The organism is Rhizobium sp. A22-96 (assembly GCF_053521805.1).
Genome location: NZ_JBNWDQ010000005.1, coordinates 315,422 through 328,057, shown reverse-complemented (window position 1 = coordinate 328,057; position 12,636 = coordinate 315,422). Strand labels below are relative to the sequence as shown.

Genomic DNA, 12,636 nt, shown 5'->3' with positions numbered 1-12,636 from the left:
GTTTCTCAAGAAATCGTCTGGCGCATCAGCTGAGCGCATCGATTTCTTCGTTGGTCAGCGTATCCGGCAGCACCGTCACGGGGATCGGGAAAGCTGCCGCTCGCCCTGCGATCGACGAAACCAGCGGGCCCGGGCCCTCCTTGGCGGAACCGGCAGCGAGAACAAGAAGCGCGATATCGCGATCCTCCTCGATCACCGCGTTGATCTGCTCGGCGGCGGATCCCTCACGAATGACGATTTCCGCATCAATGCCGACAGTCTCGCGGATGGTCTGGGCCGCCTTTGCCGTCACCGCCTCGGCTTCCTCGCGCGCTTCCGCCCGCATGATCTCCTCGACGCCAAGCCATTGCTGGAAGTCGCCATCGGGGATCACATAGAGGAGTACGAGGCCGCCATTGGAATTCTTGGCACGCCGGCCGGCATAATGGACGGCGCGCTGGCATTCCGGTGTGCCGTCGATGACCGCCATGAACTTGCGGCGATGACCTTCGAGCCGTGAGAGACGTTTTGAAACCATGCGGCGACTCAAACACCCGGAGACGGCGTTTTGCAAGCCCCCGTTTTTCGACGGGAGCCCTGCCTTACAAGATCATCAGTAGATGAAGCCGACGATATCGCGCACCTGCTTCATCGTTACATCGGCGCGGGCGCGGGCGCGGGCGCTGCCGTCACGCAGGACGCTATCGATATGGCCTGGATCGGCCATCAGCCGGCGCATCTCGGTGGTGATCGGCGAAAGCACGTGCACGGCAAGATCAACCAGAGCTGGCTTGAAGACCGAGAATTGCTGACCGCCGAATTCGGACAGAACTTCCGCCTTGGACTTGTCGGCGAGCGCTGCATAGATGCCGACCAGATTGTCGGCTTCCGGGCGGCCGGCGAGACCCTCGGCTTCGCTCGGCAAGCCATCCGGATCGGTCTTGGCCTTGCGGATCTTCTTCGAGATGTTCTCTTCGTCGTCGAGCAGATTGATGCGCGACAGGTCGGAAGCGTCTGACTTCGACATTTTCTTGGTGCCGTCACGCAGCGACATGACGCGCGGCGCCGGGCCATCGATCAGCGGTTCGACCATCGGGAAATAGGCATGCACCGGCTCGTCGCCGACGGTGATGTCGATGCCATAGCCCGTGCGGCGAATATGCTCCATGTAGTCCAGATTGAACTTCATGGCGATGTCGCGGGTGAGCTCCAGATGCTGCTTCTGGTCGTCTCCGACAGGAACATGTGTGGCGCGATAGAGCAGGATGTCGGCGGCCATCAGGCTCGGATAGGCATAAAGGCCGAGGGAGGCCTGCTCGCGATCCTTGCCGGCCTTGTCCTTGAACTGCGTCATGCGGTTCATCCAGCCGATGCGGGCGACGCAGTTGAAGATCCAGGCGAGTTCGGCATGACCCGGGACGGCCGATTGATTGAAGACGATATGCTTTTCCGGATCGATGCCGGCAGCCAGAAACGCAGCGGTGATCGACCGCGTCTGGCCCGGCATATCCTCATGCACCAGCTGGGCGGTGAGCGCATGCATGTCGACGACACAATAGATGCAGTCGTTGTTGGCCTGCAGCGCCACGAACTTGCGGATCGCGCCGAGATAGTTGCCGAGATGGAGGTTACCGGTGGGCTGGACGCCGGAGAATACGAGCGGCTTGAATTCGGTCATGTCGTCCTCGAAAGGCTTGTGGAGGGCCTAGAGCATGATGCCGAAAAGTGTGAGCGGTTTTCGGACGACATCATGCTCCACTATTTGATTCCAGAGCCGCGCTCGACCCTTGGTTTCGAGCGGCTTATGCACGGCAGACAGGCTGGGATCAAGAGGCTATGTCTTGGAGGCTCACGAAGAATGCTGGATCAGATCCCAGGTATTGCCATAGGGATCGGCAAAGACCGCCACCGTGCCATAGACCTCATGGCGCGGCTCTTCCCGGAACTGCACGCCCTTGGCAAGCATCGCGGCATGATCACGGGCGAAATCATCAGTCTTGAGGAAGAAGCCGACGCGGCCGCCGGTCTGGTTGCCGATCGCGGCGCGCTGGCTTTCATCGGCGGCCTGGGCAAGTAGCAACGCCGCCCCTTCCGTGCCCTTCGGCTTGATGACAACCCAACGCTTGCCCTCCGGCTGCACCTCGTCCTGCAGGCACTCGAAACCCAGGGCGTCGCAATAGAAGGACTTGGCGCGATCGTAATCATCAACGACGAGGGCGACGAGGAAGAGGGATTGAGGCATTGGAGGACTCCGAGAGCAAATAGATTTTGAGTATGCGGAGGGTGCGTTACCCCCTCTGTCACTTTCGTGACATCTCCCCCACAAGGGGGGAGATCGTTGGGAGTTTGCCGCAGATCCTACAAAAACAATAGGCTCAGATTCGATAGATGCGACGTTAGCTGATTACGCGAGGCTGTAACGTGTTACCAATCTCCCCCCTTGTGGGGGAGATGTCACGAAAGTGACAGAGGGGGGGTACCATAGCCGAGGCATAAGCCGCCCTCTAATTTGCCCCTACTCCCCGCTCACGATCTCTGTGTCCGAAACGGGCTATGCCGGCTTGCGCTTCAATTTGCGGCGGATCATGTCCAAATCCACGCCGCCGATGATGAAGGCGACAACGAAATACACCACCATCGCAATCAATATGAGCAAGCCCAGAACGCCGGTTTTGGTCAGCAGCGACGAGCTCCCCCCCAGAAGCGGTTCCCAGCGATCAGCCAAATATACGATGACGCCGCCCATGACAGCGGAGGAGATGAGCAGCATCACAGTGCGGCGCGCCAGCGACCACTCCCAGGAAAGGTGTCCCCGACGATAGAGCGTGACGAAGAGCTGTACGGCGTTCAGCCAACCGGCAACCGCTTCGGCGACCGCAATGCCCCGTTCGGCCAGCACCGGGAAAAGCAGGATTGATAGCACCGAGTTTACGGCAACGGCGACCGCCGTATAGCGCATCGGCGACTTCGTATCTTCGCGGGCATAAAAGCCGGGCTGCAGCGCCTTGATCAGCACGAAAGCCGGCAGACCAAGGCCGAAGATGGCGAGGATGGAGCCGACCAGCTTTGTATTTTCCGCATTAAAGGCGCCGCGCTCGTAAAGCACGCGGATGATATCGTCGGAGAGAAGCCAGAGGGCAACAGCGGCCGGCAGTGTCAGGAACAGCACGAATTCGATCGAGCGGTTCTGGGTATTGGCGGCTTCCTCGATATGGCCTGACTTCAGCGAGCGGGCCAGTTCCGGCAGAAGTACGATTCCGACTGCGACGCCGACGACGCCGAGCGGCAGCTGGTAGATGCGGTCTGCATATTGCAGGGCGGCAATCGCGCCTTCCTTGCCCGAGGCGATCGCCTGGCCGATTACCAGATTGATCTGGGTAACGCCGCCGGTGATGGCCGCCGGGATGGCAAGAAGCAGGAGCCGTTTGACATTGGGCGTGAAGCGCGGAAAGCGCAGGCCGATATTGATGCCAGCATGGCGCACGCCGATATAGACGACGGCCAGCTGCAGCACACCTGCAACCAGCACCGACCAGGACAGGTACCAAGCGGTGGTCAGCGGGTCGGCGCCGTAATAGATAGCGTAAAACAGGGCGCTGATCATCACCAGGTTGAGGAAGATCGGAGCCACGGCGGCGGCAAAGAAATGATGCAGCGAATTCAGCATGCCGCTCATCATCGCCGTCAGCGACATCGACATCAGATAGGGGAACATGACGGCGGCCAACCGGACCGTCAGGTCGAATTTCTCGGCATCGTCGGCGAAACCGGGCGCGATGACCCAACGCACCAGCAGCGGCATGGCCAGCTCCATGACGATGGTGATCAGCAGCAGAACGGAAAAGAGAACGCCGAACACCTCTTCGGAGAAGCGCTTCGCGCCCTCGATGCCGTTCGCCTCGATCTCCTTGGCAAAGAGCGGCACGAAGGCCGCGTTGAAGGCGCCTTCGGCGAACAGACGGCGGAAGAGGTTCGGAAAGCGGAAGGCGGCATAGAACACGTCGGCCATCGGCCCGGTGCCAAGCGCTGCGGCCATCAGGGTTTCGCGGGCAAAGCCGAAGATGCGGCTGCCAAGCGTCGCCCCACCGACGGTGATGAATTTCTTAACGAGGCTCATGCGGCAGAACCGGCCTTCTTTTCGATATCTGACTTTTCGGCAGCAGCCGAGCGCGTGGCGGCAGGCGCGATGATGCCGGAGGGCATGCGTTCGCGCATCTCATCCTCCTCGCCCGCCATGACAGCCTTCAAGCGCGCGGTGATATTGGCCCGCTTGTTCTCGTTGGAGATCTTCTGCCCGACGAGATCGGTGACATAGAAAGTGTCGATGACCTTCTCGCCGAAGGTGGTGATGCGGGCCGACTGGATATCGAGCGAGAGATCCGAGAGAACGGCCGTGATTTCCGACAGCAGACCGGTGCGGTCAAGGCACTCGACCTCGATGACCGTGAACTTGTTGGAGAGGCTATTGGAAATGATCACCGATGGCGGGATCACGAAGGCCTTGTTCTTGCGGCGGTTCTTCGTTCGCGTCGCAATCACTTCCGGCAGCCGCTTACGGCCGGCCAGCACATCCTCGATCATCTTGCCGATGGTGCCGGCGCGGCGCAGTTCATCGGCATCATCGGCGAATTCGCGGCTGACGTGGATGGTGTCAAGGGCTCGACCGTCGGCCGTCGTGAAGATCTGCGCGTCGGCGATATTGGCGCCTGCAGCCGCGCAAGCGCCGGCAATCACGGTCAGGAGACGCGGATGGTCGGGCGAGAGCACGGTGATCTCGGTGATGGCGTGGAAGCTGTCAGTGCGCACCATGGTCGCCAGCACCTTGCCCGATTTGTCGGTCTGGCGAATGAACTGGGTATGGCGGATCTGGTCTTCCAGCGGCACGGACAAGAGATAGGGCTGGTAGTGCAGCTTGACGTAGGCCTCGCGATCCTTCTCGCTCCAGTCCGCAAGCGCATGTTCGAGCGCGTGGGCAGCGGCCTCGGCACGTTCCTTGCGCGACACTTCGGAGAAGCCGCCAGCCAGCAGCAGCTCGGTTTCATAATAGAGCGTGCGCAGCAGCTGGCCCTTCCAGCCGTTCCAGACGCCCGGGCCGACTGCGCGGATATCGCAGACGGTCAGGATCAGCAGCATCTTCAGGCGGTCGAGCGACTGCACCCGATCGGCGAAGTCGATGATGGTCTTGCGGTCGGTCAGATCGCGCGTCTGCGCAACCATCGACATTGTGAGATGCTCGGCGATCAGCCACACCACCAGCTCGGTCTGCTTGGGCGACAGGCCGAAGCGCGGGCAGAGCTTGCGGGCCACCTTGGCGCCGGCTTCGGAGTGATCCTCCTCGCGGCCCTTGGCGATATCGTGCAGGAGCACGGCAACATAAAGCGCGTCACGGTCCTCGATACCGGGCATCAGCTTGTTGGTCAGCGGATGGATATCCTCCGCCTTGCCCTTGTCGATCTCCGACAGCACTTCGACGGCACGGATCAGATGCTCGTCCACCGTATAATGGTGATACATGTTGAACTGCATCATCGAGACGATCTTGCCGAACTCCGGAATGAAGCGGCCAAGTACGCCGGCCTCGTTCATGCGGCGCAGGATCAGCGCCGGATCGCGCTTCGACGTGAGGATGGAGAGGAAAAGACGGTTCGCCTCCTCGTTCTCGCGCAGATCGTTGTCGATCAGGCCGAGTGAGCGGGTGACGCGCTTCAATGCATCCGGATGGAATTCCAGTCCGTTGATGTCGGCAACGAAGAACAGGCGGATGAGACTCACCGGGTCGCGCTTGAAGACATCAGGATTGGCAAGCGCGATGCGGCCGCGATCCTCGACGAATTCGACGGTGCCGGGGATCTTGCGCGAGCGATTGGCAAAGCGGCTGATGACGCCGGTAAGCCCCGGCGTCGCCTTGGCCTGCTGATCCTCAAGTGCTGCGCAGAGGATGCGGGTGAGATCGCCGACATCCTTGGCCACAAGGAAATAGTGCTTCATGAAGCGTTCGACGGCGGAAAGGCCGGGGCGGGCGTGATAGCCGAGCGCGGCGGCGATATCGCGCTGGATATCGAAGGAAAGCCGCTCCTCGGCCTTGCCGGTCAGGAAGTGCATGTGGCAGCGCACGGCCCAGAGGAAGTCCTCGGCCTTTTCGAACAGGCGATATTCCTGCTTCGAGAGCACGCCGAGCTTCACCAGCTCGACGGGGTCACGGACGTGATAGTAATATTTCGAGATCCAGAACAGCGTGTGCAGGTCGCGCAGGCCGCCCTTGCCTTCCTTGACGTTGGGCTCGACCAGATAGCGGGTGTCGCCGGCCTTGCGGTGGCGCTCGTCGCGTTCGGCCAGCTTGGCGGCGATGAATTCCGGACCAGTATTGGTGACGATCTCCTTGTCGAAGCGCGCCTCCAATTCCTTGGCAAGCGGCGCATTGCCGCAAATATAGCGGGTCTCGAGAATGGCGGTGCGCACCGTCATGTCGGACTTGGCCTCGCGGATGCACTCCTCGACCGTGCGCGTGGCGTGGCCGACCTTGAAGCCCATGTCCCAGAGCATGTAGAGAATGAACTCGACCGCCTTATGCGTTTCGCTGTCCGGTTTCGGCTGAAAGAGAAACAGAAGGTCGATATCCGAGCCCGGCGCCAGCGTATCGCGGCCGTAGCCGCCGACGGCGGTGACGGAGAAGCTACCGGCACGCTTCGGAAAAACGTGCTGGACGGTGAAATCGTAGATGACCGTGATGATCTGGTCCTGCAGCCAGGAAATGCGGTGGGCGCAATCGAGCCCGCTGCCCTGGAAGGCCAGCAGGCGGCGCGCCTCTTCTCGTCCCTCCTGGCTTGCCTTCTTCAACAGGGCAAGCAGAGCGGACCGCTCCTCGTTCTTATCCAGATTGCGCTTGGCAAGAGCATCGCATTCCGCTCTCAGCGAGGGAACGTCGAGAATAGCCGGAAAATCGATGTCATGCATTTCCATGCTCTGCCGACCGGATTCCTGTTCGTTGACCACGGGCCACTGGCGGCGCGCCTGTCTTTTCGTCTGCATGCGCTATAGCCTCTTTGCCCGGCGATTGACACAGGCAATCTGCACCGAAATTCCCGTAATCCAGCCTGAGCCGAATCCATGATCTCAGGATTTCTATCGGGTCAAGGTTGACGAAGCGTGACGGCAATCGACGCAGAAACCGGCGGTTTTAGGGCCTCGGCATGTCCAGCGCCCGTCTAAGCTCGTTCAAGCTATGTAATATGTTTCGCGACTGGGCACCAATCTGCATAACCATTTCGCGCTCACATTCCCAATAGCCGGCCTTGGCGATCTTCGAACAGATGTCGGAAATGCGGCTGCAGGACAGAGCGATGTTCAGAAGACCGCGATCGGACTCGCAATCCGGCGGCTCGCCCTCGCCGCAGATCTTGCCGCGAGCCGCGATGGGAGAAAAGCGATCGGCCAATACGCGGACCTCGGAGAGAAGATTTTCGATGTGCATCCTAATGTCCCTGGAAATCGCTTTCGGTCAGCCGGCCTTGGTCACAGTTTTCTTCAGCTCGTAGAGCACATCGAGGGCGCCGCGCGGCGTAAGGTCGTCGAGGTCGAGCGTCTTCAACCTCTCTTCGACCTTGGACGGCTCGCGCCGGCCGACGGCCTCCTCGCGGCGAACCGCGACCTGGAAGAGCGGCAGATCATCGATGAGCTGGCTTGCCGGATTCTTGCGGTCCGCATCCTCGAGCCGCGTCAGAACGTCGCGGGCTCGCGCCACCACCGATGCCGGCAGGCCGGCAAGCCTTGCCACCTGAATGCCATAGGAGCGATCGGCAGCCCCCGGCCCGACCTCGTGCAGGAAGATGACGTCGCCATCCCATTCCTTGACGCGCATGGTGGCATTGGAGAGCCGCCCGAGCTTTTCCGAGAGCACGGTCAGCTCATGAAAATGCGTGGCGAAGAGACCGCGGCAGCGATTGGCCTCGTGCAGATGCTCGACGGCGGCCCATGCGATCGACAGGCCGTCGAAGGTCGCGGTGCCGCGGCCGATCTCGTCGAGAATGACCAGCGAGCGCTCGGTCGCCTGATTGAGGATCGCCGCCGTCTCGACCATTTCGACCATGAAGGTGGAGCGGCCGCGGGCCAGATCGTCGGACGCGCCGACGCGCGAGAACAGCCGGTCGACAATGCCGATATGGGCTGAAGCGGCGGGCACGAAGGCGCCCATCTGCGCGAGAATGGCGATGAGCGCGTTCTGGCGCAGGAAGGTCGATTTACCGCCCATGTTCGGGCCGGTCAAAAGCCAGATGGCGCCATCCTTGCCGTCCGATGTCGGCGAAAGGTCGCAATTATTGGCAACGAAGGGCCCACCCGCCTGACGGCGCAATGCCTGCTCGACGACCGGATGGCGGCCGCCCTCGATGGCGAACATGCGGCTCGCGTCGACAAGCGGGCGGCAATAGGCCTGCTCCTCGGCCAGCAGCGCAAGGCCGGCCGCGACATCGATCACCGACAGCGCACGAGCGCCGGCCTTGATCGCTTCTGCATTGGCGACGACGGCCGCGACCATCTCGTCGAAAGCTTTCAGCTCTATGGCGAGCGCCTTGTCAGCAGCATTGGCGATGCGGCTTTCGAGATCGGCAAGTTCGGTCGTGGTGAACCGCATGGCATTCGCCATGGTCTGGCGATGAATGAAGCGCGCCTTGGCCTCGGACGTATCGGTCATGGGACCGGCATTGCCGGCCGTGACTTCGATGAAATAGCCAAGCACATTGTTGTGCTTGATCTTCAGCGACTTGATGCCGGTTTCCTCGGCATATTGCAGCTGCAGGCCGGCGATGACCCGGCGTGACTGGTCGCGCAGCGCCCGCACCTCGTCCAGCTCTTCATTCGCCCCTTCCCGCAGGAAACCGCCGTCGCGCTTCAGCAGCGGTAGTTCGTCGGCGAGCATGGCGGCGAGCAGCGCTTCGAGATCGGCCGGCAAGCCGCTGAGCCCGGCCAATGCGGCCTTCAATTCCTCGGGCAGGAGGGCCGAACCAAGCATACGGGCGACATCACCGGCGGCACCGAGACCCTGGCGGATGGCCCAGAGATCGCGCGGACCGCCACGATCGAGTGCCAGGCGCGACAGGGCGCGCGGCATGTCGGGCACATGCTTCAACGCCGAGCGCAGATCGCCGCTCAGCGAAGGCTCCTCCACAAGAAAGCCGATCGAATCCAGTCGCTCGTTGATCCGCTGGGGATCGGTGAGCGGCGACATCAGCCGTTCGGCGAGAAGCCTGGCGCCACCGCCGGTAACCGTACGATCGATCGCCTTCAGCAGCGAGCCGTTGCGATCGCCGGAGAGCGTGCGTACCAGTTCGAGATTGGCGCGGGTGGCGGGATCGATGAACAGCGTCGATGCACCGCTTTCCCGCTCCGGCAGTCCGAGCGGCGGCCGTTCGGCAAGCTGGGTCTTTTCGACATAGGCGATAGCCGCTGCCGCAGCGGCGAGCTCGGCGCGGCTGAACGTGCCAAAGCCATCGAGCGTCGATACGCCGAAATAGCGCGTGATGCGACCTTCGGCGCTGGCGCTATCAAACAGCACGGCCGGCTGCGGAACGGCGGTGCGACCGAGAATATCGAAGACCGGCTTCAGCTCTGGATCGTGGAACATCGTATCCGGCAGGATCAGCTCGCGCGGATCGATGCGCAGGATATCGGCAAGCAGCCGCGAAGCCTCGGTCTCCGCCAGCCGGAACACACCCGTCGAAATATCGATCCAGGCGAGCGCCAGCTGCGGCTCGGCACCACCGCGAATGCGCGTCAGCGCCATCAGATAGTTGGATTCCGAGGGCGAGAGCAGCTTTTCCTCGGTGATGGTGCCCGGCGTCACCAGACGCACGACATCGCGCCGAACCACCGACTTGCCGCCACGCTTCTTCGCCTCGGCCGGATCTTCCACCTGCTCGCAGACGGCAACACGGAAGCCCAGTGAAATCAGCTTCTGCAGGTAGTCGTCAGCGGCATGAACCGGCACCCCGCACATCGGGATATCCTGGCTCATGTGCTGGCCGCGCTTCGTCAGCGTGATGCCGAGCGCGCGCGACGCATCCACGGCGTCCTCGAAGAACAATTCGTAGAAATCGCCCATACGGTAAAACAGGAGCGAACCGGGATTGTTCGCCTTGATCTCGATATATTGCTCCATCATCGGAGTCGCGGATGCGCGACTTTCCTCCGAGGCAAGCTCGGCGGCCGAGAAAGCATCGACGCTGTGGGTTTTACGTTCGTTCACGGAGGTGCAGTTTTTCCAAAAAATGAGGTGTCACCCTATCCGCGCGCCGGTATAGAAGACAACAGCTATCGGGCAAGAGGGACCGGTCGCCCACAGGAGGTTTGGAGGAAAAATGGCTGACAGCAAGAGCAAGTCGCGTCCGGGAACCGGGATCACCGATCAGGAGGCACTGGACTTTCACAAGCAGGGCCGACCCGGCAAGCTTGAGATCAACCCCACCAAGCCGATGGCGACGCAACGCGATCTTTCCCTTGCCTACTCGCCCGGCGTAGCCGTTCCCGTGAAGGCGATCGCCGCCGATCCGGCCACCGCCTATGATTATACCGCACGCGGCAACATGGTCGCCGTCATCTCCAACGGCACGGCCATTCTCGGCCTCGGCAATCTGGGGGCGCTCGCCTCGAAGCCGGTCATGGAAGGCAAGGCTGTCCTCTTCAAGCGCTTCGCCGACGTCGATTCGATCGATCTCGAAATCGACACCGAGAATGTCGATGAATTCATAAATTGCGTGCGCTATCTCGGCCCCTCCTTCGGCGGCATCAATCTCGAGGATATCAAGGCGCCGGACTGCTTCATCATCGAACAGCGGCTACGCGAGCTGATGGATATCCCGGTCTTCCATGACGACCAGCACGGCACCGCCATCATCGCCGCGGCCGGCCTGATCAACGCGCTGGAATTGACCGGCCGCGACCTCAAGACTACCAAGCTCGTCTGCAACGGTGCGGGTGCTGCCGCGATCGCCTGTATCGAGCTGATCAAGGCCATGGGCTTCAACCCGGAAAACATCATTCTCTGCGACACGAAGGGCGTGATCTATCAGGGCCGCAGCGAGGGCATGAACCAGTGGAAGTCGGCGCATGCGGTCAAGACCGACAAGCGGACGCTGGAAGAGGCGATGAAGGGGGCTGACGTCGTGTTCGGCCTGTCGCAGAAGGATGCCTTCTCAGAAGACATGATCCGCTCAATGGCGGACAAGCCGATCATTTTCGCCATGGCCAATCCCGATCCGGAAATTACGCCGGAAGAAGTCGCCCGCATCCGCGACGATGCCATCATGGCGACCGGCCGCTCGGACTATCCGAACCAGGTCAACAACGTCCTCGGCTTTCCCTATATCTTCCGCGGTGCGCTCGATGTGCGCGCCACCACCATCAACGACGAGATGAAGATCGCCGCCGTTAGGGCACTGGCGAGCCTGGCGCGCGAGGATGTTCCCGACGACGTTGTCGCCGCCTACCAAGGCGCAAGGCCGCGCTTCGGCGCACAATATATCATTCCCGTACCGTTCGATCCGCGTCTGATCTCGGCAATCCCGGTAGCAGTCGCCAAGGCGGCGATTGAAAGCGGCGTCGCCCGCCGCGACATGCCCGATATGGACGCCTATGCCCGCGAGCTCTCCGCACGCCGCGATCCGATCGCCTCGACGCTGTCGCAGCTTTATGAGCGCGTTCGCCGGCACCAGAAGCGCATCGTCTTTGCCGAGGCCGAAGAAGAACAGGTCATGCGCGCCGCCCTCTCCTACGCCAATCAGGGTCTCGGCACCGCCGTCCTGCTCGGCCGCGAGGATCTGATCCAATCCACCGCCGAACGCGCCGGCATCGACCTCAATCGTCCCGGCCTCGAAATCGTCAACGCCCGCATTTCCAAGCGGGTCGATGCCTATATCGACTATCTCTATGCCCGCCTGCAGCGCCAGGGCTACCTGCACCGTGACGTGACGCGCCTGATCCACAACGACCGCAATCACTTTGCCGCCTGCATGGTGGCACTGGGCGATGCCGACGGCATGGTGACGGGCGTGACACGCAACTATTCGACAGCGCTCGGCGACGTGCGCCGCTGCATCGACGCCAAGCCGGGGCACCGGGTCATCGGCGTATCGATCGTGCTCGCCCGCGGCCGCACCGTCTTCGTCGCCGATACAGCCGTGCATGACATGCCGACGGCCGAGGAACTGGCTGATATCGCTGAAGAAGCAGCGGGTTTCGCGCGGCGCATGGGTTATGAGCCGCGTGTTGCCATGCTCGCCTACTCCACCTTCGGCCACCCCTCGGGCGAGCGTTCCGAGCGGGTGCGCGAGGCCGTAAACATCCTCGACAAGCGCTATGTGAATTTCGAATTCGACGGGGAAATGGCAGCCGACGTGGCGTTGAACCGCAAGATCCTGGAGAGCCTCTATCCGTTCTCGCGCCTCTCCGGACCGGCAAACGTACTTGTCATGCCGGCCTTCCATTCGGCCGCGATCTCCACCAAGATGCTGCAGGAACTCGGTGGCTCCACCGTGATCGGACCGCTGCTCGTCGGGCTCGACAAGCCGGTGCAGATCACCTCGATGGGCGCGAAGGATTCCGATATCGTCAACATGGCCGCAATCGCTGCCTACGGCGCGGGATCCTAGCCTCTAGGCCGACCAG

Annotated in this window: 8 protein-coding genes; 1 reads left to right on the top strand and 7 read right to left on the bottom strand. The window is 61.8% G+C overall.

From position 1 onward, the window contains the following. Positions 1–25 precede the first annotated feature (25 nt). The 7 genes from ACQZ6F_RS23115 to mutS all read right to left on the bottom strand — a co-directional run bounded on the left by ACQZ6F_RS23115 (position 26) and on the right by mutS (position 10,135). Entirely contained in the window at positions 26–517 is a 492-nt protein-coding gene (locus tag ACQZ6F_RS23115; protein WP_068397626.1) for a universal stress protein, read from the bottom strand. A 75-nt stretch (positions 518–592) separates the two neighbouring features. Beyond that, positions 593–1,657, bottom strand: coding sequence for a tryptophan--tRNA ligase (gene trpS, locus ACQZ6F_RS23110; protein ID WP_077468553.1), 1,065 nt, complete (start codon positions 1,655–1,657; stop codon positions 593–595). A 171-nt stretch (positions 1,658–1,828) separates the two neighbouring features. Continuing rightward, positions 1,829–2,221, bottom strand: coding sequence for a VOC family protein (locus ACQZ6F_RS23105; protein ID WP_449094243.1), 393 nt, complete (start codon positions 2,219–2,221; stop codon positions 1,829–1,831). Between the two features lie 309 nt (positions 2,222–2,530). Continuing rightward, positions 2,531–4,096, bottom strand: coding sequence for a murein biosynthesis integral membrane protein MurJ (gene murJ, locus ACQZ6F_RS23100; protein ID WP_449094242.1), 1,566 nt, complete (start codon positions 4,094–4,096; stop codon positions 2,531–2,533). Next, a complete protein-coding gene (locus ACQZ6F_RS23095; RefSeq protein ID WP_449094241.1) occupies positions 4,093–7,008 on the bottom strand; it encodes a [protein-PII] uridylyltransferase in 2,916 nt (971 codons plus the stop codon). Before ACQZ6F_RS23095 ends, murJ begins: the two co-directional genes overlap by 4 nt. A 148-nt stretch (positions 7,009–7,156) precedes the next feature. Then, entirely contained in the window at positions 7,157–7,450 is a 294-nt protein-coding gene (locus ACQZ6F_RS23090; RefSeq protein ID WP_068397638.1) for a hypothetical protein, read from the bottom strand. A 27-nt stretch (positions 7,451–7,477) separates the two neighbouring features. Then, positions 7,478–10,135 (bottom strand): DNA mismatch repair protein MutS, encoded by a 2,658-nt coding sequence (mutS, locus tag ACQZ6F_RS23085; RefSeq protein WP_449094412.1) that lies wholly within the window; start codon positions 10,133–10,135, stop codon positions 7,478–7,480. A 196-nt stretch (positions 10,136–10,331) separates the two neighbouring features. Between mutS and ACQZ6F_RS23080 the strand changes: the two genes are divergently transcribed. Then, positions 10,332–12,620, top strand: a complete 2,289-nt coding sequence (locus ACQZ6F_RS23080) for an NADP-dependent malic enzyme (RefSeq protein ID WP_077468548.1) — start codon at positions 10,332–10,334, stop codon at positions 12,618–12,620. Positions 12,621–12,636: the final 16 nt, after the last annotated feature.